The sequence below is a fragment of the Chitinophaga sp. XS-30 genome, from assembly GCF_008086345.1.
Classification (GTDB): Bacteria; Bacteroidota; Bacteroidia; order Chitinophagales; family Chitinophagaceae; genus Chitinophaga.
The window spans coordinates 5,149,910-5,173,579 of record NZ_CP043006.1 but is presented as its reverse complement, the minus strand read 5'-3'; the positions used below and the strand labels follow the sequence as shown (position 1 = coordinate 5,173,579).

The 23,670-nt window shown below is 52.2% G+C and carries 20 protein-coding genes; 12 read left to right on the top strand and 8 right to left on the bottom strand.

The features are described 5' to 3' along the window. Positions 1 to 10: 10 nt before the first annotated feature. On the bottom strand, positions 11 to 853 hold the full coding sequence (locus FW415_RS20805) for an oxidoreductase (RefSeq protein ID WP_148388868.1): 843 nt from the start codon (positions 851 to 853) through the stop codon (positions 11 to 13). A gap of 147 nt (positions 854 to 1,000) precedes the next feature. On the opposite strand from FW415_RS20805, the gene FW415_RS20800 reads away from it, so the two are divergent. From FW415_RS20800 to FW415_RS20785, 4 genes are all read left to right on the top strand, one after another. Beyond that, positions 1,001 to 1,723, top strand: a complete 723-nt coding sequence (locus FW415_RS20800; RefSeq protein ID WP_148388867.1) for a DUF4197 domain-containing protein — start codon at positions 1,001 to 1,003, stop codon at positions 1,721 to 1,723. A 651-nt stretch (positions 1,724 to 2,374) separates the two neighbouring features. Continuing rightward, complete coding sequence (locus FW415_RS20795) at positions 2,375 to 5,467, top strand: SusC/RagA family TonB-linked outer membrane protein (RefSeq protein ID WP_210420753.1); 3,093 nt, start codon at positions 2,375 to 2,377, stop codon at positions 5,465 to 5,467. An 11-nt stretch (positions 5,468 to 5,478) separates the two neighbouring features. Next, positions 5,479 to 7,110, top strand: coding sequence for a SusD/RagB family nutrient-binding outer membrane lipoprotein (locus FW415_RS20790; RefSeq protein ID WP_148388865.1), 1,632 nt, complete (start codon positions 5,479 to 5,481; stop codon positions 7,108 to 7,110). Positions 7,111 to 7,275: 165 nt separating this feature from the next. After that, positions 7,276 to 7,791 carry a DinB family protein gene (locus FW415_RS20785; RefSeq protein WP_148388863.1) on the top strand — a complete coding sequence of 172 codons (516 nt, stop codon included), beginning with the start codon at positions 7,276 to 7,278 and terminating at the stop codon, positions 7,789 to 7,791. Here FW415_RS20785 and FW415_RS20780 read toward each other — a convergent pair. The 4 genes from FW415_RS20780 to FW415_RS20765 form a co-directional block, all read right to left on the bottom strand. After that, positions 7,786 to 9,282, bottom strand: a complete 1,497-nt coding sequence (locus tag FW415_RS20780) for a sulfatase (protein ID WP_148388861.1) — start codon at positions 9,280 to 9,282, stop codon at positions 7,786 to 7,788. The genes FW415_RS20785 and FW415_RS20780 overlap by 6 nt on opposite strands. A 153-nt stretch (positions 9,283 to 9,435) precedes the next feature. Then, positions 9,436 to 10,434, bottom strand: a complete 999-nt coding sequence (locus FW415_RS20775) for an MvdC/MvdD family ATP grasp protein (RefSeq protein ID WP_148388859.1) — start codon at positions 10,432 to 10,434, stop codon at positions 9,436 to 9,438. A gap of 33 nt (positions 10,435 to 10,467) precedes the next feature. Continuing rightward, a complete protein-coding gene (locus FW415_RS20770) occupies positions 10,468 to 11,421 on the bottom strand; it encodes an MvdC/MvdD family ATP grasp protein (protein ID WP_168208916.1) in 954 nt (317 codons plus the stop codon). Between the two features lie 71 nt (positions 11,422 to 11,492). Continuing rightward, complete coding sequence (locus tag FW415_RS20765) at positions 11,493 to 11,672, bottom strand: microviridin/marinostatin family tricyclic proteinase inhibitor (protein WP_148388855.1); 180 nt, start codon at positions 11,670 to 11,672, stop codon at positions 11,493 to 11,495. Between the two features lie 176 nt (positions 11,673 to 11,848). On the opposite strand from FW415_RS20765, the gene FW415_RS20760 reads away from it, so the two are divergent. The 7 genes from FW415_RS20760 to FW415_RS20730 all read left to right on the top strand — a co-directional run bounded on the left by FW415_RS20760 (position 11,849) and on the right by FW415_RS20730 (position 18,458). Next, a complete protein-coding gene (locus FW415_RS20760; RefSeq protein WP_148388853.1) occupies positions 11,849 to 12,991 on the top strand; it encodes a glycosyltransferase family 1 protein in 1,143 nt (380 codons plus the stop codon). A 29-nt stretch (positions 12,992 to 13,020) separates the two neighbouring features. Beyond that, positions 13,021 to 13,593 (top strand): L-threonylcarbamoyladenylate synthase, encoded by a 573-nt coding sequence (locus FW415_RS20755; RefSeq protein ID WP_148388851.1) that lies wholly within the window; start codon positions 13,021 to 13,023, stop codon positions 13,591 to 13,593. 51 nt (positions 13,594 to 13,644) lie between these two features. Continuing rightward, on the top strand, positions 13,645 to 15,063 hold the full coding sequence (locus FW415_RS20750) for a CCA tRNA nucleotidyltransferase (protein WP_148388849.1): 1,419 nt from the start codon (positions 13,645 to 13,647) through the stop codon (positions 15,061 to 15,063). Between the two features lie 39 nt (positions 15,064 to 15,102). After that, entirely contained in the window at positions 15,103 to 15,678 is a 576-nt protein-coding gene (locus FW415_RS20745) for a plasmid pRiA4b ORF-3 family protein (RefSeq protein ID WP_148388847.1), read from the top strand. A 65-nt stretch (positions 15,679 to 15,743) separates the two neighbouring features. Next, complete coding sequence (gene miaA, locus FW415_RS20740; protein ID WP_148388846.1) at positions 15,744 to 16,643, top strand: tRNA (adenosine(37)-N6)-dimethylallyltransferase MiaA; 900 nt, start codon at positions 15,744 to 15,746, stop codon at positions 16,641 to 16,643. 382 nt (positions 16,644 to 17,025) lie between these two features. Further along, positions 17,026 to 17,367: a type II toxin-antitoxin system RelE/ParE family toxin gene (locus FW415_RS20735; RefSeq protein WP_148388844.1), complete on the top strand. Its 342-nt coding sequence runs from the start codon at positions 17,026 to 17,028 to the stop codon at positions 17,365 to 17,367. Positions 17,368 to 17,369: 2 nt separating this feature from the next. Continuing rightward, positions 17,370 to 18,458 carry a HigA family addiction module antitoxin gene (locus tag FW415_RS20730; RefSeq protein ID WP_148388842.1) on the top strand — a complete coding sequence of 363 codons (1,089 nt, stop codon included), beginning with the start codon at positions 17,370 to 17,372 and terminating at the stop codon, positions 18,456 to 18,458. A 43-nt stretch (positions 18,459 to 18,501) separates the two neighbouring features. Here the strand turns inward: FW415_RS20730 and FW415_RS20725 are convergent, their stop codons facing one another. The 3 genes from FW415_RS20725 to FW415_RS20715 all read right to left on the bottom strand — a co-directional run bounded on the left by FW415_RS20725 (position 18,502) and on the right by FW415_RS20715 (position 21,855). Continuing rightward, positions 18,502 to 18,897 carry a hypothetical protein gene (locus FW415_RS20725; protein ID WP_148388840.1) on the bottom strand — a complete coding sequence of 132 codons (396 nt, stop codon included), beginning with the start codon at positions 18,895 to 18,897 and terminating at the stop codon, positions 18,502 to 18,504. 281 nt (positions 18,898 to 19,178) lie between these two features. Continuing rightward, a complete protein-coding gene (locus FW415_RS20720) occupies positions 19,179 to 20,729 on the bottom strand; it encodes an OmpP1/FadL family transporter (protein WP_148388838.1) in 1,551 nt (516 codons plus the stop codon). Between the two features lie 124 nt (positions 20,730 to 20,853). Beyond that, positions 20,854 to 21,855 (bottom strand): hypothetical protein, encoded by a 1,002-nt coding sequence (locus FW415_RS20715; protein ID WP_148388836.1) that lies wholly within the window; start codon positions 21,853 to 21,855, stop codon positions 20,854 to 20,856. Between the two features lie 324 nt (positions 21,856 to 22,179). On the opposite strand from FW415_RS20715, the gene proS reads away from it, so the two are divergent. After that, a complete protein-coding gene (gene proS / locus FW415_RS20710; RefSeq protein ID WP_148388834.1) occupies positions 22,180 to 23,655 on the top strand; it encodes a proline--tRNA ligase in 1,476 nt (491 codons plus the stop codon). Positions 23,656 to 23,670 lie beyond the last annotated feature (15 nt).

Genomic DNA, 23,670 nt, shown 5'->3' with positions numbered 1-23,670 from the left:
AGTGTTCAATTTATACGGCGTAGGCAGTAGCTGTAGCCAGGTTTTTCAACTGTTCCATGTCTTTCCGTACGGAACTGATCTTTTCTTCCGCCAGCGCGTACGCATCCGCCCCGAGGAAAAGATGTACCGGTGGCTCAGGCTGTTCCGCCACCTGTATCATCACATCCGCGGCCTTATCCGGATCACCGGCCTGGTTGCCGTTATAACTGTGCTGATGGGCGTTTTGTACTTCCCGTACATGCCCGTAACCGGGGATCTCCGTTTTGGTAACGCCCAGTGAATTGTCCGTCAGAAAACTGGTGCGGAAATAACCGGGTGAAACGATGGTGGCATGAATACCGAAAGGTTTCACTTCGGTGGCGAGGGATTCCGTTAAGCCCTGCACAGCGAATTTCGTAGCGCAGTAAATGCCGAATCCCGGGAAAGCCCCTGTAAAACCGCCGATAGAAGATACATTGAATATATGCCCGGACTGCTGCGCCCGCAGGATCGGCAGCGCCTTGCGGATTACATTCAGGGAACCGAATACGTTCACATCAAAGTTAGCCCTGGATTCCGCATCGCTCAGTTCTTCCAGCGCACCTAACAATCCGTAACCGGCATTGTTCACGATCACATCCAACTGCCCGAAATGCGCGGCGGTCTGCTGAATGCCCTTTTCCACATCCGCTTCATCCAGCAGGTTCATGCCAAGCGGAAGAAAGTTGTCCGGCCCCGCGCCTACGGCTTTCTGCAGGTCTGCAACGTTCCGGGATGTTGCCGCTACACGGTATCCGGCAGCGAGCAATTTTTGCACGAGCGCAAGCCCCAATCCTTTGGAAGCCCCCGTGATAAACCATACTTTTGTTTTCATCTTTTTTGTTTTTGATATCACAAAGGTAGATGGCGCAGGCACGGCGGTTATTACGGCTGCGAAACATATACTTGTATAATTCAAACAATTGAACTGCCGAAAGATCACATATCTTTGTGCCTGTTGATAAACCCAATGCACACTACCATGAAAAAAAGGATACTCGGAGCACTCACTGTTTTATGGCTTTTTACCGGTTGTGAAACCACCCAGCAGATCCTCAGCACTCTCCCGGCCTCCACCGGGCAGACGGGCAGCACCGCACAGATAGCGGCCGGGCTGAAGGAAGCGCTGACCATCGGCACACAGAACAGTACCGGAAGGCTTTCTTCCCTGAACGGTTTTTTCGCCAATGCCGCGCTGAAGATATTGATGCCGCCTGAGGCGAAGAAAGTAGAGTCCACTTTGCGGAATGTGGGCTTCGGCAGCCTGGTGGACAAAGCTGTGCTGGCCATGAACCGGGGCGCTGAAGAGGCCGCAAAATCGGCAACCCCCATTTTCGTTAATGCCATCCGGCAAATGACCATCACCGATGCTATCGGTATCCTGCGGGGAGGGGACTTCGCCGCCACCAATTATTTCAAGCAGAAGACCACGGACGCCCTGACCACCGCTTTCCGCCCCGTGATCAACAACGCGCTCAAAAATGTAGATGCCACCAAATACTGGTCGGACATTTTCTCCACGTATAATAAATTCTCCTCCACACCGGTCAATACAGACCTCACGGCTTATGTAACGGAAAAGGCCATTGCCGGAATATTCCATGAAGTGGGACTGGAGGAACAAAAGATCCGGCAGGACCCCGCAGCCCGGGTGACAGACCTGCTGAAAACAGTATTCGGCAGCCCGCTGGCGCAGACAAGATAAGTATATCAAAATAGGGCAGACAGGGACAGGTATCTCCGCATACCTGTCCCTGTCTGCGTTTTAGCGGATTGTGGAGAAAATACCGCAAAAAAATTCAGACTAATGCTTGAAAATAGGCACAATACCGCGTATATTAGCGTTAATCAGGCAAATACCAGAAGTTAAATCGGGGAAATGCTGCAGCCTGGCAGTAACCGGATGAATCAGGACCGAAATCGAAGAGGACATTACCGCAAGACAGTGGCGGAGATCAAAATCAAAGAAATATTACAGGACAGCAGTAACCGGATGAATCAGGATCGAATCGAAGAGAACATTACTGCAAGACAGTGACCGGACAAATCAGGATCAAAATCGAAGAGGAACAAAAATCAAAATCGACATAATACAGGAACCTTGCCGCTCATCGGCTTGCGTCAAAAATTAAATCAAATTCAGAATCGCTCAATAATACTACTGCATTTTCAATCGATCAGGACAGTGTAACAAACCAGGGGTGTAATATCTGCCCAAAAAATGTGAATCAATACAATGCATGCCGATAACGGAACAGGCATGCGATCCGGGGTCATTTATACCTATGTATGTAATGTAACAGGTAACTAGAATTTAGCAATTTTTCTATTCAACCAATTTCTAAAACTACACAACATGAGAAGACTTCTCCGGTTACTGGCGATCTGTTCGGCAGTAATGCTGTTGTTGCCGGACGCCATGCAGGCACAACAGCAAAAGACGATTACAGGAACCGTACTTTCAGATGAAGGCAGCCCTATGCCAGGTGTTACGGTAAGGATCAAAGGCACCACCAGGAACGCACAGACGGATGTACGCGGTATTTTTACCATTCAGGCCAGCAGCGGCGAAGTGCTGGTGCTTTCTTTCATCGGGTATGCAGACCAGGAGGTAACGGTGAGGGAAAGCAGTACGCTGAACATCACCATGAGGCTGTCCGAAACGGCGCTTGGCGAAGTGGTGGTAACCGCGATGGGCATCAAAAAGGAAAAGAAGGAACTGGGTTATTCCGTGCAGGACATCAAGTCGGATGAACTGCTCAAGAATAAGGACCCTAACCTGATCAATTCGCTGAACGGCAAGATCGCCGGTCTTAGCATTACCAATTCCGGTGGTGCACCGGGCAGCTCGGCCTCCATCGTTATTCGTGGCGGAACTTCCCTGGAGCGGGACAATCAGCCGCTTTTTATCATTGATGGTATGCCAATGGACAACTCTACCGGTCAGGGCGATAACAGCGCCTTTGATGGTACCACCAACCTGGCTACCACCAACAGCAACCGCGCGATGGATATCAACCCGGAAGACATTGAATCCATTTCCGTGCTGAAAGGTCCCGCTGCGGCTGCATTATACGGCCTCCGCGCAGCTGCAGGCGCTATCATCATCACCACCAAAAAAGGCCAGGAAGGTACCGTAACGGGTTCCGTCACTTCCCGCTATATCACCAACTGGGTGAACAGGCTGCCGAAACAACAAGGCATCTACAAACAAGGCTCCTATTATAACGGCAGCTTCACGGATGAAACGACCCGTTCCTGGGGCGATAAATTTGAGCCGGGAGAAGCCGTGTACGATAACATGGGCGATTTCTTCGAAACTGCCAATGCCTTCGACAACAGCTTCAGCCTCTCCGGTGGATCAAAGACAGGTAATTTCTTCCTGTCCGGCTCCAACCTCAATCAGTCCGGTGTAGTGCCCACTACTAACTTTACGCGCTCTACCATTCGCTTTAACGGGGAGCAGAAACTGGGCATCGTTACCCTGGGGGTAAATGCTTCCTATTCCACCAGTGAAACGCAGAAGACCCTGACCGGTAGTGGACTGTGGGGCTCCAGCGGCTCAGGTTACATGGAAAGCATCATCGCCTGGCCCCGTAACGATGAAATGAAAACCTGGCTGAACCCGGACGGTACGAAGCGTCTGCTCCTTCCCGATCTTTCCCTGGATGCGAATGTGGACAATCCCTACTGGATACTGAACAAGAATCCGCAATCGGACCAGACCGATCGTTTCATCGGTAATATATATGCTACTGTGAAGTTCACCGACTGGTTTGACGCTACTTACCGGTTGGGGGTAGATAATTACGTTACGGCCTACAGCAATCTGATCGCCGCCAACTCAAGTGTAAAGCTGGATTGGCAGAACGGTATGTTATCCAAAACAGATCGCCGTTACAATTATGTGAACTCCAACCTGATGCTCAATTTCCATAAAACGTTCAACGACTGGGATGCCAGCCTGGTATTGGGGACCTCATCGGAAGACACTTACCTGCGTTCCGTTTCCCATCGTTCTGAGAACTTTATCATCCCGGATTTTCACACGCTGAACAATGCCAATCCGGAAGACAAATACTTTTCAGAGAACATCAACCGGAAACGCCTTGTAGGGGTGTACGGTGATCTGCGCGTATCCTACCGCAATACCATCTTCCTGAGCGTGACGGGGCGTAATGACTGGTCGTCCACCCTGCCCGTGCAGAACCAGTCCTTCTTCTATCCCTCTTTCAGCGGCAGCTTTGTATTTACCGAGCTGTTGCCGAAGAGCAGCATCCTGTCATTCGGCAAGGTGCGCGCCTCCTGGGCGCAGGTGGGTAAGGATGCCCCGGCCTACCAGACGAATACTTATCTCTTCGGTCCGGAGCAGACCATCGGCGGCGGTTTCCGCAATTACTGGACGCGTGGTAACGATCTGCTGAAACCGGAAACCACCACATCCACGGAGTTCGGTACCGAACTGCGGTTCCTTAACGGACGGTTGGGGCTGGATGTTGCGTATTATATCAATAACAGTAAGGACCAGATCCTGCAACCCCGCGTGAGTAACGCTACCGCCTATATCCTGAGCTTTGTGAATACCGGCGAGATCGAGAACAAGGGCCTGGAAGTAACGGTAACCGCCAACCCCATCCGGAAGAAAGATTTCCGCTGGGATGTGATGCTGAATGTTTCCGGTAACCGCGGAAAAGTAAAAGCCCTGCCCGGCGCCCTGCCCATCCTGTATGTGACCGATGTGCAGGTAGGCAACGCCAAAGCTGCCTCCTTCGACGGTGGTACTTTCATGGGCCTGAGCGGCTCCAAATGGCAAACGGATGATGACGGGAACCTGCTGCTGAACTGGGATACCGGTTATCCGCTGACCTCTACGCTGACTACTACACCGGTAGGTAACCGTGAACCGAAGCTGCTCGGCGGTCTGAACAACAGCTTCTCCTACAAATCATTCAATTTTTCATTTTTGTTTGATTTCCGTGTTGGCGGAGATATATACAACGGTACCGAATACCTGCTTACCGCATATGGCCTGAGCGAAAGGACCGCGAACAGAGGTAGCGAGATCACCTTTACCGGCATGGCCCTCAACCCGGCTACCGCCAAGTATGAAGAAGTGACCAGGACGGTAGTGGCCGATGAGAAATACTACCGGGACATCCTGTTGAACAATGCGCCGTCTTTCATCGAGAAAGTGAACTGGCTGCGCCTTCGCTCCATATCACTGGCCTATTCGCTGCCTCAGCCGGCACTGCGGAAACTGCCCTTCCTGAAAGGCGCTACCCTTACCGCATCCGGTACCAATGTGCTGCTGTTCACCAACTATTCCGGTATGGACCCGGAAACCAGCGCCGCCGGAGCGGGTGTGATAGGTTCGGGATCTGTGGGCATTGACTATTGCGGTGTGCCGGCAACATCAGGCTTCGCGCTCGGTTTAAATCTCAAATTCTAAAAGTAACGGAAATGAAAAAACTACTGTATATACTCAGCTTGTCGATCGTTCTCACTTCCTGCAAGAAGTGGCTGGACATCAACGACAATCCCAACAGCGCCAATTCTACCGTACCAACGGCAGATCAGCGCCTTCCGCCATTGATCGCCCAGTTCGTGGATGCATATGAAAGCGCCGGCACAAGGGCCGCATTCCTGTCGCAGCAACTGGCCGTGACCTATGCGGTCAATAACAACTGGAACCTCACCCGCTGGTATTCCAATACATCCAGCGCCAACTGGCCCTGGCAGTGCTGGTATGTAAACTCCGCTGTGAACGTTGCTCCCCTCATTGCCGCTGCGGAGAAAGTGGGGGCTTATCACTACATCGGCGCCGCCAAGATCATCAAGGCATGGGGCTTCGGTGCGCTCGCTGATTTCTATGGCATGATGCCCTATGATGAGTTTGACGATGCCAGCACCATCACGCCAAAATTCGACGACGGTTCCTACATCCAGGGAAAAGTACTGGAACTGCTGGATGAAGGTATTGCAGACCTGCAAAAAACACAGGAGATCGGCGCTCCGGAACTGGCTAAAGGGGATATCCTCAATAATGGGAGCGTGGATAAATGGATACGCCTGGCATATGGCTTGAAAGCCCGTTTCCTGAATCACCTGTCCAAAACAGCGGAATATAACCCGGATGCCGTACTGGCAGCGCTGGCGAATGCTCCCCAGGAGAATGCGCAAAGCGCCGTGATGCAGTATGTGGATGAATCGGCCACCACCAGCAGTTCGGTTAAAGCGGCCCTGCAGTACGCTAACACAGGGCTTTCCGCAAGGATCACCAAGTTGTACCTGGATTACCTGACGAATAATTATACCGGTGCGCCGACCGGCCCGATGGAAGATCCGCGTATCGATCTGTTGGTACCGCGTCAGGCGGACAAAGCCGGCAACCTGATCCGCTCGCAAGGGGTAGACATGACATCCGATCTTCCCAAGACAGGCCCTGCCAGCTATTCCTTTAATGCCAGCACGAATGCTTTCAGCAACAAGGATTCCGTATATGTGATCATGCGCAAAACCCCCGCCGCCCCCGGCCCCGGAGACCGCATCCAGTCCACCGGCACCTGGTACACGGAACGCGGCGGCAAAGGCCTGCTGCTCACCAATGCGGAAATGAAATTCATCGAAGCGGAGATCATGTTCCGCCAAAGCCGCCCGGCTGACGCGCTCACGGCCTATAAAGCAGGTATCCGCGCACATATGGGCCTGCTCGGCATCAACGCCACCGCCATCGAAGATTATCTCGCCAGCAGCTCCGTGGTGCAGGATGCCAATGCCCTCACCCTCAGTCACATCATGATACAGAAATACATCGCCCTGTCGTATTCCATCGAACTGTGGGCGGACCTGCGCAGGATGGATTACTGTACCGATGCATCCGGTAATTACAACGAGGCCGCCGGCGTTTACAAAGGATTTCAGCGCCCTTCGCACTGCTTTGCCGATGCATACCCCAACGCTACGGACTGGCCGAGAAGGTTTGCCGTACCGAGCTATGAGATCAATTACAATATCGAGAGAGTATTGGAAGCCAATCCCAATGCAGATAAACCTACCTACCTGAACCAGCGGGTATGGTGGGATGAACAGTAAAATATTTATGCTGACAACAGCAAGAGGGCGCATCGGTTCCGGTGCGCCCTCTTGTTATTTTGGGAATGCCGTGGCTTGCACATAATCCCCCCGAGATTGTCAATTCTGCACGCCGGCCGTACGGCGCAATCATACTAGGTTTGTATCACATTAAAACAGAAAAGTATGAACAGGGAACAACTCCTTAAAGACGTGGAAAAAACCGTCGCGGAATTGCTGCAGACACTTTCCGCCTTCAATGATGATACATTCAATACCGTTCCGTTTGAAGGCAGCTGGACGGCAGGGCAGGTGAGCGAGCATGTGCTGAAGTCCTCCGGCATCAGTGAGATAATGTCCGGCAAAACAGCACCTGCCGAACGGGACCCGGACCAGTATATAGCCCCGCTCAGGGAGCAATTCCTGAACTTCGGGATCAAAATGACCTCTCCCGACTTCATCCTGCCATCCGATGGGCCGCATGATAAACAGGCGTTGACGCAGGAGCTGGCGGATGTATGGAAAAAAACGATCGCTATCGCGGAAACGCAGGACCTTTCTGCGATGTGCCTGGATTTTGAAATGCCGATGGTGGGCACCATGACGCGCAAGGAATGGATCAGCTTCCTGTCCGTGCACACGCAACGGCATACCCATCAGCTGAAGAACATCCTCAAAGCACTGAAGGAGCCGGCGCTATAACAGCGTTTCCGCCTGCGTGTCTTCATAGCGGCGGATGAGGGAGGTCAGCTCTGCTTTAAGCTTCGCCGTGATCTTTTCATATCCCTTCCGGCCGAAAAGATTATTCACTTCCCGCGGATCTTTTTTGAGATCGTACAATTCCCAGGCGTCTGACCGTTCATAGAAACGGATCAGCTTGTACCGTTCTGTTCTGACGCCGAAGTGGGGGGATACGGAATGGGTGCCGTTCTCGTAATAGTGATAATACATGGCCTCGCGCCCTTTCCCTTTTTTGAGCACCGGTAATATGGACTGGCCCTGCATGGCGGGGGGAATGGCCGCACCGGCTGCTTCCAGCAGGGTGGGGGCAATATCCAGGTTCATGACCATGGCGTCTGACTGTGAGCCGGGTTTGATCACACCGGGGTAGCGCATCATCATGGGTGTTCTGAAAGACTCTTCGTACATAAAACGTTTATCGAACCAGCCGTGCTCGCCGAGGTAGAAGCCCTGGTCAGAAAGATAGATGACGATGGTATTGTCGCGCAGGCCATGCTGGTCGAGGTAATCCAGCGTCCGCCCGATGTTCCTGTCCAGCGAAGCGGCGCAGGCCAGGTAATCCCGCATATAGCGCTGGTATTTCCATTCGGTCAGCGCATTGCCGCTAAGGTCCCGGCGCGAAAAATCCGCCGCAACGGAATCGTAGTAGGCATTATATCTTGCTTTCTGCGCGGCATTCATGCGGGCGGTATTGCCGCGGGAGTTCTTTCCCGGCATCTTCAGATCATAATCCAGCGTCATGGTCTTTTCAATGCTCATATCCTGACCCGTGGCCGCAGGGCGGTTGGCATAATTGTCATAGAAGTTATGCGGTAGCGGGAATTGAACGTTATCGTAAAGGTTCAGATCGGCCGTGTCCGGTTCCCAGGCGCGGTGTGTGGCCTTATGGCCGATCACGAGGCAGAACGGCCGGGAGCTGTCTCTTTGGTCCAGCCAGTCTTCCGCAATATCTTCGATCAGGTTGGTGGCATATCCTTCCCGCCGTTCTTTGCTGCTGTCCATCATAATGAAATCAGGATTGTAATAGTTGCCCTGACCGGGTAGTATCTGCCAGAAATCAAAGCCCTGTGGCTTTGTTCCCAGATGCCATTTCCCCACCCATGCGGTCTGATAACCGTTCTGTTGCAGCTGCTTGGCAAAAGAATCCTGGCTGCCTTCAAAACGGGAATTATCATTGTCTTTAAAGCCGTTCTTATGGCTGTATTTGCCGGTGAGGATCACTGCGCGGCTGGGCCCGCAGATGGAATTGGTCACATACCCCCGGTTGAAAATAACCCCCTGCTGTGCAATGCGGTCGATATTAGGCGTATGCGCCACCTTGCTGCCGTAGGCACTGATCGCCTGGAAGGCATGGTCGTCAGACAGGATGATGACGATATTCGGCTTTTGCTGGGCAAAGGAAAACGCCGCCTGCAGCAGGCAGCAAAACAGTAAGAGCGCAGTACGTTTCATAACAGGATGCTTATGCGATTCAATATACCGCATAAAACCGGAATGTCATATCATACCGCCGGTATTTTTGCCGCTGAAGCGGATATGGACGGGAGGAATTCATCATGCTCGCCTGTAGTGCCATCATCATGCCCGCACCTGACGGAAAATGGATTAAACACCTCTGCGCGCTTCCTGACCAAGCAATACTGCGGCCAGATGACGGGAGATCGCGTGATCGCTCAGTTTGTCCAGCCAGAAGAATTCCCCCGCAGCATTCACTTCCAGGAAGTAGTATTTCCCTTCCGGCGTCAGGATCAGGTCTATGGCGCCATAATTCAATCCGTACATATCCATCAGCGCCAGCAGGGACCGTTCAATAGCTGAGGGGAGGGGATGGCTCTGCCAGTCTTCCGCCAGCGCTGCGCCTTCCTTGCGCCAGTCTACCCGCGATGCCGGGATCTTTTGTGAATCGATGGCGAAGGAGAATATTTTTTTACCAACGATGGTTACGCGCAGTTCCAGCGATTTCTCCAGTTTCTCCTGGAATACCATCGGGCAGTATTGCAGCTGTTCGAGTTGCTCCAGATGTTCCGTGGTGATCTCGTTGGTGAACACGACGTGTTCTTCCCCTTCGCGGTAAATGGCAAAAGCGCTTTGCATTTTGGCGATCACGGGGCCTTTGGTCTCTTCCATGAAGGTTTTGAGCTGTGCGGGGGAATTGGTGATGCAGGTGGCCGGTATCTGCAGCCCGCATGCCACGGCGATCCGCAGCTGTTCCTCTTTGCTGTCCAGCCGCCGGTAGGTGCTGTAGCGCTCTATCTGGAAACAGGGCAGTCCTTCCAGCATGCCGAACAGCGTGCGTCGCAGCTCACCGATGCTGGTGGAGAGATATGTTTTTTCAAGCAGGGTTTCCAGCCCTTTCCCGATGTGGTAACTCCGCCGGTACCAGACGGCGGTAACATTGTCCAGCCGGTGCTTTTCGCCGGCCATTTCCAGCAGCAACAGCCATTGGCCGGATTGATAGATCGTGGTGAGGCGGGTATCCAGCGGGTAACGGTCCACATCAAAACGGACAGCTGTTGCGCCCGTTTCCGTGATGAAGCGGATCACCTGATCGGTGGCGGCATTGTCCGCCGAATGGGTAATGACAAGTATTTTTTTGTTGGACATGGGTTTCAGGTTAATTAAGGATACGGCTGCCGGTCATCCTTGTTTGATCCGGCTCACCAGTTTTTCCGCGATGGCTTCGGCAATGGGGAAGCCGAGATATTTCTGCAGCATGCCCCATTCCCCCTGCGGGTTCACCTCCAGGAACAGGTGTTTCCCGTCCGGTTGCACGATCATGTCGATAGCACCGAAGTGCAGGCCCATGGCACGCATCATGCTATCGATCTTTTCCTCCTCGGCATCCGGCAGTTCGTAAGGCTCCCATTGCACAACGGTAGCGCGCCAGTCGGTAACATCCGGCGCTTTGAGGCTGCCGGTATAGAAAGTGCCGTCCACATAAGCGATCCGGAGCTCTTTTTCCTTGTGGATATGCTCCTGCAGGATCATGGGGCACGCAGCGAGGGAATCCAGCATGAGGGTATCTTCTTTCCGGAGCCGGGTGGTGGGGAAGAAAGCGCCCGCACCATCCATTGTTTTGGATAAAGCGCCATGCAGTTTAACGATCACATCGCCTTTGCAATCCTCATAGAATTGCAGGGCGTCCGCCGCGTGATTGCTGAAGACCGTTCGTGGTACATGAAGGCCGGATGCCTGGGCGAATGCCAGCTGGAGCAGTTTGTTGCCGCCTATAGCGTGATCGGCATGCAGACTATTGATCCATGGAACATGCAGCGCATCCAGGAAAATAAGCAATGCGGTGCGGTATTCTTTGCGGAATACGGCGGTGTATGCGGGGTCAAGGTTGGCCGGGACTTCCAGGTCCCACAGCTTGCGGTACCACACCCCTGTGATATCCGATGCGCGGATGAGGGTGTTGCCGTGCTGCAGCAGGTATTGCGGCCCGTTATGCTCCAGGCGGTATTGCAACCGGTAACGGGTGCCGAATTCATCCGAATTGAAACGGAAACTTGCATATCCCAATTGCCGCAGGCGTTGCTGCACCAGGTCGATCGTGTAGGTATCCCGGGAGTGAGTAATGCAAAGGATCATGAGCGAGGAATAAAAAACAAGCAACAGCCGTCGGGCCATTGCTTGCTAATGATCAATGGGGGTTGACTGAACTAAAGCAACCACCATTCTTCATCTCCATCGGAGGGGTACTTCTGCGTCTGGTCCGGAGCATCCGCGAGTTTGCTCGTCCAGTTGCTTTCTGTGGAGCGTTTTTTCGCTTCTTCCGGTTTCATTTGTGTTTCGAGGAATTGTGCAAAGAATGGTTTGAGCACTTGTTCATTGGGTTTCATACTTGTGATGTTTTTAAGTGATGATACAGATGGATGTTTTTCAATAGTTCCCCTGATTGAACAGGGATAGTCAATTTAGGAATTTTACCGCAAAGAAAAAAATCGGAGTTAGGGGTAAAACCCCTCTTTGCCCCAAATTTTACTATTTTGCCGCCGGATAAAAATCAACGGACATTTTGAACATCGGTTTCGACGCAAAAAGGGCCTTTCAGAACCGCACCGGCCTGGGCAATTACAGCCGTACCCTCATCCGGTCGCTTGCGGAGTATTACCCGCAGCACCGGTATGTGCTGTTCGCTCCCAAAGTGAAACCGCTCTTCCGGCCTGCTCCCGGCATACAGGTGGTGCAGCCGCAGAAAGCCTTCCACCGCTGGCTCCGCCCGGTATGGAGAGGGCGATGGGTCGTGGAGGACCTCAAACGGCATAACATCGGCATCTACCACGGCCTCAGTGCAGAACTGCCGTCAGGCATCCACAAAAGCGGCATCAAAAGTGTGGTGACCATGCACGATCTGATCTTTGAACGTTATCCCGGGCAGTATAACCCTGTTGATGTATTCACCTACCGCAAAAAAGCGCAATATGCCTGCCGGTATGCGGACCGGGTGATCGCCATCAGCGAACAGACGAAGCAGGACATCATCGAATTTTATCATACGCCGGCGGACCGCATTACAGTCGCTTACCAGAGCTGCGATCCGGCTTTCATGCAGCTGCAAGCAAAGGAAAAGATCGCAGCATTGCTGGCAGGCCATGGTCTTCCTTCACAATATTTCCTGTATGTAGGCTCCGTCATCGAACGAAAGAACCTGCTGGGCATCGCAAAGGCCATGGCTTCGCTGAAAGGCCGGCTGGACCTTCCGCTGCTGGTGCTGGGCGATGGCCGCAGGTACAAGGAGCAGGTGAAACAGTATCTCCGGTCAGCCGGATTGGAGCAACGGGTGATCTGGCTGAACGAGACCGGCCGTTTCCCGTTTGCAGATCTGCCCGTGCTCTACCAGGGCGCCACGGCATTGTTGTATCCCTCTGTATTTGAAGGTTTTGGCATTCCCATCCTGGAGGCCCTGTGGTCCCGCACGCCGGTGATCACCTCGCAAGGCTCCTGCTTCCTGGAAACCGGGGGAGATGCGGCATTGTATATCGATCCGCTGCAGCCCGGAGCAATTGCGGAAGCGATGGTGAAAGTGGCTACAGACCCGGCGCTGGCGGAGGGCATGCGGGAGCGGGGGCTTTTGCACGCAGCGCGGTTTACCGCTGAAAAATGTGCCGCTGCCGTGATGAACGTATATGAAGAAACAGCCCGGGGCATCAGCATCTGAAGCCCGGCGCAAAAATGCGAATAACTGTTATGACCGATTTTGAGAACGATATCGTCCAATGCCTCTCTGTACTGCGGTCTGGCGGCCTTATCCTCTACCCGACGGACACCATCTGGGGCATTGGCTGCGATGCCACCAGCGAAACAGCCGTACGGCGCATTTATGAACTGAAACAGCGCGATGAGTCCAAAAGCCTCGTGATCCTCATGGCCGACCCGCGCGACCTCGTGAAATACCTGTCCCATCCGCCGCCGGATATCACCGATACCATTGCCACATTTGACCGACCTACCACGGTGATCTACGAAGGCGCCCTGCACCTGGCGCCCAATGTGATACATGAGGACGGTACTGTGGCGATACGCCTGGTGCAGGATACCTTTTGCCGCCACCTCGTAAAAAGGCTGAGAAAGCCCCTCGTTTCCACCTCCGCCAACATCAGCGGCGCTCCCCCGCCCGCGAATTTTCCGGAGATCTCCCCGGAGATCCGGAATGGCGTGGATTATGTGGTGGAATACCGGCAGGACGACCTCGTTCCCCGCCAACCCTCCCGCATCGTTCGGATACAGCCGGACGGGCGGCAGCAAATCCTGAGAAATTGAAGGAATAGATCGTAATTGAGTACTTTTGCGCCTTAAACCAGTAGAAAGTATATGCAGATTCCCTGTACGGCACGGGAAAAGGAGTTATTCGGATGCGTGGCAGAAGCGGCGCGCCAGGTGGGCGTACCTTGTTATTTGATCGGTGGTTTTGTCCGGGACAAACTGCTGCACCGGGCCTCAAAAGACCTGGATATCGTCTGCGTAGGCGATGGCATAGCCCTGGCCCATCGTGTGGCCGCTTTGCTTGATCCCTCGCTTAAAGTGAACTATTTCAGGAATTTCGGCACGGCGCAGGTACGTTATAAAGACCTGGATATTGAATTCGTAGGGGCCAGAAAGGAAAGCTACAGCCGCGATTCCCGCAATCCCGTTGTAGCGCCCGGCAGCCTGGAAGACGACCAGCTCCGGCGCGATTTCACCATCAATGCACTGGCTATCAGTCTTAATGAAGCGGATTACGGCCGGCTGATCGATCCTTTCGACGGCCTGCAGGATATGCAGAACAAGCTTATCCGCACCCCGCTGGATCCCGCGCAGACCTTCAGTGACGACCCGCTGCGCATGATGCGGGCCATCCGTTTTTCCTGCCAGCTGGGCTTTACCATCCTGCCGGAAACCTTCCGCGCCATTCAGGACAACGCCGGCAGAATAAAGATCATATCCCAGGAACGCATCTCGGACGAGCTGAACAAGATCATGCTCTGTTCCAAACCTTCCGTGGGGCTGGATCTCCTGTATCAGGCAGGCATCCTCAAAATCATCTTCCCTCAGATGACCGACCTTGTTGGCGTGGAAATGGTGGATGGAAAAGGGCATAAGGACAATTTCTACCACACCCTGCAGGTCATCGATAATATTTCCCGTCATACGAAGGACCTCTGGCTGCGATGGGCAGCCCTGCTGCACGATATCGGCAAACCCGCGACCAAACGCTTTGAAGAAGGCCATGGCTGGACCTTTCACGGGCATGATGCCGTAGGGGGAAAGATGGTGCCCCGCATTTTTACAAGGCTGAAACTGCCGCTGAATGACAAAATGCGGCTGGTACGGAAATTGGTGGAATTACATCTGCGGCCCATCAGCCTGACAAAAGAGAATATAACAGATTCGGCTATACGCCGCCTGCTTTTTGATGCGGGAGATGACCTGGAAGCATTGATGATGCTTTGTGAAGCGGACATCACCTCGAAGAACAAGGCGAAAGTGAAACGGTACCTGGAGAATTTCGAGATGGTGCGCGAGCGCCTGAAGGCAGTGGAGGAAAGCGACCGTATCCGCAACTGGCAACCGCCCATCACCGGCGAGATGATCATGGAGACGTTCGGGCTGAAGCCGGGAAGGGCTGTAGGGGACCTTAAAAATGCCATACGCGAAGCCATTCTGGATGGCGAGATACCTAATAATTATGAAGCGGCCTACCAGTTCATGTTATTGAAGGCCAAAGAACTTGACTTGACCCCTGTGAAATAATTTGGTAATTTTACAGGACGCTTAACTTAACTATAGCATATGCCGGTATTGAAGTTCAGAGTTTATTGGGAGGAAGACGAAAGTGTCTATAGAGACATTGCGCTTAAACCTGCCCAGAATTTTTTGCAGTTCCATCAGGCCATTTTGCTGGCATATGAGTTCGATTCCAAGCACAAAGCCACCTTTTTCCGCAGTAACGACAACTGGCAGCGCGGCCGCGAGATCATCCTGGAACAGGATGGCCAGCCCCGTGTGGCCGAGCCGCTGCTGATGGCTGAAACACCCATCGGGTCTATGGTAAAGGCCCCCAACCAGAAATTCATCTACCTCTACGATTTTGCCAAAAACTGGACCTTCCTCGTGGAGCTCATCGGTGTGGCAAAAGATGAGAACATCAAGCTCACCTATCCCGCCTGCGTGCGTAAAGAAGGGCTTGCGCCCAGCCAATACGGCACAAAAGGCCTCATTGGCGACAAGCTGGTGGAAATGGAGGAGAAATATGACCTCAACAAGGAAGGCATGAGTGAGGACGGATTCGGAGAGGAAGGGGAAGAGAGCAGTGAAAAGGATGATGATGGTCTGGAAGGAGGCGCTGAAGAGGAAAACCTGTTTTGATCGGACCGACCGGCAGGGCCGGGGTTGCATTCGCCATCCGGCTTTTTCAAGACGTATATTAATAGATGAAACCTACGGTGATACTACTGGCCGGTCCCACCGCGTCAGGTAAAACGGCCCTGGCGATCAGGCTGGCACAGCAGCTAGGAACGGAGATCATCTCCGCGGATTCCCGGCAGTGTTACCGGGAGCTGAGCATCGGCACCGCCAAACCCGCTCCGGAAGAACTGGCCGCCGTACCGCATCACTTCATCAATTCCCATTCCATTCACGAGGAAGTCAACGCCGCAGCCTACGAACGGCTGGCGCTGCAATATCTGCAGGATATATTCAGCCGCCATCCCGTTGCCATCGTAACCGGCGGCACCGGCCTCTACATCCGCGCACTGCTGGAGGGAATGGACGAGATGCCCGGCATTCCCCCGGAAATCCGCACATCCATCCGCGCGCAGTACGAAGAGAAAGGCCTGGCCTGGCTGCAGGAAACCCTCCGGCACCGCGATCCCGCATTTTATGCCAACGCGGAGGTCATGAACCCCCGCCGCCTCCTGCGCGCCCTCGAAGTGCTGGATGCCACCGGGCAATCCATCACCACGTTTCGCACCGCCACCCCGCAGCAGCGGGATTTCCACATCATCCGCACCGCCATTCACCTGCCCAAAGCATTATTGCACGAGCGCATCCATCAGCGCGTGGATATGATGATGGCCGCCGGCCTGGTGGACGAAGTGCGCAGCGTAACGGCTTACCGCCACCACAATGCTCTGCAGACGGTGGGGTATGCCGAGATATTCGATCATTTTGACGGTAAAATGAGCCTTCCCGAAGCGGTAGAAGCTATCAAGACCCATACCCGCCAGTACGCCAAACGGCAAATGACCTGGTTCCGCCGGGAAGAAGGCACGCAATGGTTCGATGCAGGGGAAGGAAGTGCGCTGATCGATTGGGTATCCGCTCGGGTCTGAAGCGCGTTGGCTGTGGTAAGATATTGGGGATGGGGTAGAGATTGTGCCCAGCGTTTATCTACCCCAAGCCTGAAACAGTTTTTTTCTGAAATTTTAAAAAAAAGTATGTAAGTTGTTAAACCGGAAGAGAGCTGTGCAGTACAGTTCTGCACCTTTATAACCCCATTCTTCAGGCAGGTAAGCACAATAATCAGACTAGAAAATGAAAAGCTTCAGGTTCTCAGGACCCGGCTTTGCCATGCCCTGCAAACTGGCAGGTCAAGCCGGGTTATTTCCTGATTGATCATCAGTACGAAGTACGGATAACAATCAGGCAGCAAGCAAGAAGAATATGTAAATTTGACTTACACTTGCTGTTAACTAAAAAATAAATATCTTTGCAGTGGAATTGACGTTTACAGATAAGAAATTCCGGAAACTGGTCAACGATGACAGAAAGCTGTTAAAAGAGTTTGGCAAACTCCGGGCTGAGAAAATCAAGGCAAGGCTGACCCAATTAAGATTTGCTGCCAATCTTGAAGAAGTAAGGCATTTACCCGGCAACTATCATGAACTTGCCAATAATCGAAAAGGGCAATGGGCTTGTGATCTGGATCAACCATACAGGTTGGTTTTCACACCTCACGAAAAGCCCATACCCGCTAACGAACATGGCCAGTATGTCTGGATGGAAATCATGGGAGTAGAAGTTATAGAAATAGTTAACTATCATAAAGAAAAGTGATCATGACCAGGCAGAATCAATATTTTCCCCAATCAGTTCCCCATCCGGGTGAAACTTTGGCTGAAAAGCTGAAGGAAATGGAAATGGGGCCGAAAGAGTTTGCGCTCCGTACCGGGAAGCCTGAGAAAACAATCATTGCTGTTCTCAAAGGGGAAAGTGCTATTACTCCTGATATGGCTGTGCAGTTTGAAAATGTTACAAAGATCCCTGCAAGCTTCTGGATGAATCACCAGAGGGGTTACGATGAATGTATGGCAAGAGAAAAAAGGCAAACGGTTATTCAGGAAGCAACAACATGGGCAAAGCAGTTTCCTCTGGCAGATATGATAAAGAAAGGCTGGTTGCCACCGGTAACCACTATGCAGGAAAAAACAACGGAAATGCTGGCCTTCTTTGGCTTTTCGAATCACACAGCCTGGGAAGACTATTATTTCAGGCAGCAACTTAAAGTTGCTTTCCGTATTTCCCTGGCACAAACTAACGAGCCTTATGCCATTTCCGCCTGGCTTCGTCAGGGGGAATTGCAGGCGGCAGCGTTAAAGGCGAACGATTATTCAGAAAGGAAGTTTAGGGAAGCATTGCCGGAATTAAAGGCTGTTATGGCCAGCCATCCTGATGGCTTCTTTGATCAGTTGCAGCATATTTGCCTGGAAGCAGGCGTAAAAGTGGTGCATACGCCCTGCATCAACAAAGCTCCCATCAGTGGGGCCACCCGCTGGTTAAACGACACCCCTTTCATTCAGTTGACAGGCCGTTACAACCGCAATGATATTTTCTGGTTCACTTTCTTTCATGAAGCGGGGCATATCCTCCTGCATGGCAAAAAGGATATTTTTCTGGAGAAAGTAGCGTATTCCGATAAAGATCTCATCAAGGAAAAGGAAGCCGATGCATTTGCCGTTAAATGGACATTGACAGAGGACGAGGAAACAGAGATATTGGCAGCTGCTCCCCTTAGCGACAAAAAAATAAGGCATTTTGCAAAGCAGTTCAATACGCATCCCGCCATTATCATTGGACGATTGCAGCATAAGAAGCTCATTCCTTATGCTTTGGGAAGGGGGTATTTGGAACCGGTGGTATTTGAATAAATTCCATCTATCCATTGCCTGACGCCAGTGCGCTGTATCGTACTTAGGTTAGTTTGTCCGGTTTGATGAAATATCCATCAACCTGCTCCGCTACAATATAATTTTGATCTTGCGTGGATACCTTATTCAACTTGTTTTCCCAGAATGGATCCAGGCACAGGTATATGCCTCTGTCATTTTTCAGGAATTTATAATCTTCTATATAGAAAAAAATAGAAGGATGACTGGCATAAAATAAGTATTCCCTTATTCCTGAAAAAGTAAGTTTTACGATTCTTTTTTCGGGATCATACAGTAATGCTACTATCAGGTCTATAAAAAGTTCATTTTTTTCATCCAGATAGAAGTCGATTTTTTTCAGAGCACCACTTAATAATGTTAGATCTCCGGAAAGAGAACTAATTAAATTTTCATTTTTATCAATAAATGTTATTGGCATATAATTTATCGCTATTAATTTATAGCATTGGTGCGAAATCAATTTTTATGCTATAATGTCGAATATCGCCATATAAACTTTTGGCGACTATCACTCTTCTAAAAGTATTATAGCCACTACCGAAGTTCTCAACGCTTTTAGCAATCGGCCCTTCTAATCCCGGTTGCAGCTTTGGAAAGAAATCTTTAATAGCAGGTGAATATTTTACTCTTTTACAAAAATAAAAAAATCCGCTCACCATAACAGCAAGCGGATTTCCCGATAACTTTTAACAAACTCTCCTAAAACTTGAACCCCACCGTCATCACAATATTCCCGCCGGAGGCATCCACGGTAGCCGGCAATACCGGGGTAGCGGATTCCTGCAGATAATAAGGAGAATATTCGTCTTTCATCAGTGTATGCACATACGTGAGGTCCGCGAAAAATCCTTTGTTGCGATAACCAAGGCCGCCGCTGATCTTTTTTGTGCTGGCATCCACAGTGGACTGCTGATAGGGATCGCCGTAGTAAGCGAAGCCGGCGCGGACGGCCAGCACGGTGAATTTCATTTCGCCGCCTACTCTTACGTTCACTGCGCCTTTATACAAATTGTTGATGGACCGGTTGAGGCCGTTGGCTATTTCACGGTCGCTCTGGCTGCCTTTGTTGAAGCGGAACTTGGTGGCGGAATAGTCCACATACTCCACATCCGCGGTGATGAAGCCGTGTTGTTTGCTCACATCGGGATTGGTGCCGAAGATGTAGGAACCGCTGATCATACCGCGCCAGGGTGTTTGCAGCGAGTATTCATACTCAACCGGAAAGCCGTCTGTAAGATCGCCGGAGGTCTGGAAACGTTCGTTGTTGCCGCCTACTTCAAAGTTTTCGGTGTTCACCAGCAGGCTGGCGGTGGAAGCATCGCGCATGCCGAACCAGGTGGGCGTGTGAAAGGCGAGGCCCAGGCGAACGCTGGGCATCGGGCTGTAGATGGCGCCGAGTTTGGCATTGAAGCCAACGGCGTCTGTCTTCAGGTTTTCGGTATGTTCGAAGAAGGAGAATTCGTTGTTGCCGTCCCCGGAGTCATCATCTTCCGCATAAGTGCGGTTACGTTCGTAATTGATGGTGGGGAAGTTCAGCGAGAGGCCGAGATACAACTTGTCTGTATAATTGGCGCCGAGGCCGACGGAAAATTCATTCAGCCCGCCTTTTTCCGTGATCTGGTCCTGCTGGTAGATGCCGGTTGCGGGATTTACCCGCGTTCTGTAACCTGACGGCACGCCATTGCTGCTCACGGTATCGATCAGGTAGGTATTGAAGGCGAGGCTGGCGCCGAGCGGGAAGATGACGCCCGCATCGTTCGGGTCCTGCACGTTATTGAAGGCGAGATCTTCCAGCCACTTTTCGGTATAGCTGTGCGAAGTGTTCCTGCCGGCGATATATGTTTTATTGTTGAAGTCTGCCAGCCGGTTATAGTTCAGCGAAAACGCCACATTGCGCCATCCTGACCTGGAGTGGGTGGGCATGCCGAACACCACGCCGAGGTTATTCAGGGAAACGCCGCTTTTCTGCTGATCGGTAGCGGTGTTGAGATAGTCGTACTGGTTGCTGCGGAAATAGAATCCCGGTGTGACCACGAACTCGCTGGTCCGGAAGAAACCGAGGCCGGCAGGGTTGACGTGGGAGGCGGAGATATCCCCGCCGAGGGATCCGGCTGCGCCGCCGATCGCTTGTGTCCGGGCCGTACCGCCGGTAGTCAGCCGGCTGTAACGCAGTGCATCGCTTTCGTCCTGTGCCAGGGCATGAACGGATACACTAAGGGCTACTAAAAGACCTGCAATTCTTTTACTCATCGAAATAACAGTGTTGTGAAAAATTAATTTTTCGGGTAAGGGCATAGGATTTAAAGAAAAATGATCAATTACAGACTTATGCGGATAACGCGAAGGCCTGTAATTGATCATTCATGGTTTATGATCAACCGCCTCTGGGACGGGTAGTTCTTGCGGGTGTGCTGCTTGGGCTGCTGCTTCTGTTATTGGAAGGCGCAGGTGCAGCGCTGGGGAATGATCTGCTTGGCGCCGGAGAAGCCTGGCGTTGGGGAGCGGGTGCTGACTGCCTGTTATTGGGGGCAGGTGAGCTGTTACTCCTGTCAAACGTTCTGGCGGGCCTTGTGGTCTGCCTGTTCGGCTGTGTTACCGGGCGCTCTGAAGGAGCGGTCTGGAACACCCTTCTCGGTGTTGTACGGTTGTTGTTGCCGGGCGTTACCACGTTGTTCGTGCCGCTGCGGTCAAACGTACGGATCGGTGCATTTCCGCTGGTATTCGGTCGTGGTGCATAATTGCCGCTGTTGAATACACGGGAATTGGATGAACTTCTCGGGCCCCAGGAATTGGAAGGGCGCGGGTTGTAATAACCGCCGGCCCATCCGCCGCCATGCCATCCGCCGCCCCATCCGGGGTAGTAGTTGCCATACCAGCCGGAACCGTACCAAGGGTTGCCCCATCCGCCGCCATACCAGGGATGTCCCCATCCACCGCCATACCAGCTGTTCCAGCCCCAGGGGTTACGCCAGGGATTGTAGCCCCAGCCGAAGCCGATACTCACGGAAGGCCCCCAGAAGGAACCCCATCCGAGACCGCTGCCCCAATAATTGTTCATATACATGCTCGGGCCAAAGGCATCGAAATAGTAACCATCCCAGTAGTTACCGCTATATCCCCTGCTGAAACGATCGATCCGGCGCGCATAGTCATAACGCTCCTCATCCTCGTCCGCATAGGTCACATAATTGCCTTCATCCTCGTCATACGTTTCCTCCACATAATCATCCGTATTTCGGGCAGTGTTATTGGCATAAACATTTTCCCTCACCGGAGAGTAGTACACATCATCCGGCGTCTGGGCGGTTCTGTAAGCGGTAGAGCAACTGCTTAACACGAGCAGCGCAACTACGGCACTATATATCATAGGTTTCATTCTGCTGATGTTTGATTAACAATGTAAATTTACTCAAATTAAACGAATTTTCCCGTGGAACGACGCCATGCACACGGCGTTTTATTATCTTCGCACACCCCCGTTGAGGGTTTGCTTTTTTCAACTTATGTTTGTGGCGTTTTCCGTATTATTATTAGAACAAATATTACGCCAATAAATTGTGCCGGAATCCCTGTAAATTGTAGCTTTCGGGGCAAATGGCAACAGGGAGGGATGAACGGAAGAACGCCCTTTCCAAGTGCCTGTAACAAAGCTGGTTGAAACAGGCCCGGACGGGGTAAACGGTAAAAGAAAAAAACTTATATGAGTAAAGAGATTACAGCTCGTTCGCAGGATTATGCGCAATGGTACAATGATCTGGTCCTGAAAGGCGGCCTGGCGGATTATTCTCCTGTCCGAGGATGTATGGTGATCAAACCTTATGGATTTGCCCTCTGGGAGAATATGCGCGACGTGCTGGACAAAATGTTCAAAGATACCGGTCATCAGAATGCCTATTTCCCCCTCCTGATCCCCAAAAGCTTTTTCAGCAAAGAAGCGTCGCATGTGGAAGGTTTTGCCAAGGAATGTGCCATTGTGACGCATTACCGCCTGAAAAACGATCCTGACGGCAATGGCGTGATCGTAGATCCGGAAGCCAAACTGGAAGAAGAACTGATCATCCGCCCCACTTCCGAAACAATTATCTGGAATACATATAAGGACTGGATACAATCTTACCGGGACCTGCCGCTGCTCATCAACCAATGGGCCAATGTCATGCGCTGGGAAATGCGTACCCGCCTTTTCCTCCGTACCTCGGAATTTCTCTGGCAGGAAGGGCATACCGCCCATGCTACCGCTGAAGAGGCCGTAGCAGAAACCCGGCAGATGCTGGATGTTTATGCGGATTTCGTGGAGAACTATATGGCCGTGCCCGTTGTAAAGGGCGTGAAAACCGCCTCCGAGAGATTTGCCGGCGCTGTAGACACTTATTGCATCGAAGCGCTCATGTCTGACGGTAAAGCCCTGCAGGCAGGCACCTCGCATTTTCTCGGCCAGAATTTCGCCAAAGCCTTCGATGTGCAGTTCTCCAACCGCGAAAACAAGCTGGAATACGTATGGGCCACCTCCTGGGGAGTATCCACCCGCCTCGTCGGTGCACTCGTTATGGCGCACAGCGACGATGACGGCCTTATACTACCGCCCCGCATTTCTCCGTTACAGGTCGTGATCGTACCCATTTACAAAGGAAATGACCAGAAAGCGCTGATCGACGAAAAAGTAGGCGGCATCGTGGCCGAACTGAAAAAGGCCGGTATCCGGGTGAAATATGATGATTCGGACAATGCCCGGCCGGGATGGAAGTTCGCTGAATATGAAATGAAAGGCGTACCGGTGCGCATTGCTATCGGCGCGCGCGACCTGGAGAATAATGTAGCGGAAGTGGCCCGCAGGGATACAAAGGAGAAATCCAGCTACTCCCTCGACGGCCTGTCCGACCGCATTATAACCTTGCTGGAAGACATTCAGCAAAGCATGTACGACAAGGCACTGGCCTTCCGGTCAGCCCATATCACCAAAGCAGACAGCTGGGCGGAATTTGAACAGCTGCTCGATGAAAAAGGCGGTTTTATTTCCGCTCACTGGGACGGTACACCGGAAACAGAAGCAGCTATCAAGGAACGCACCAAAGCCACCATTCGCTGCATCCCGCTGAACAATCCGCAGGAAGAAGGCACCTGCATCCTTTCCGGCAAACCCTCCAGGGAAAGGGTATTGTTCGCCAGGGCATACTAAATTCCGGCAATCCGC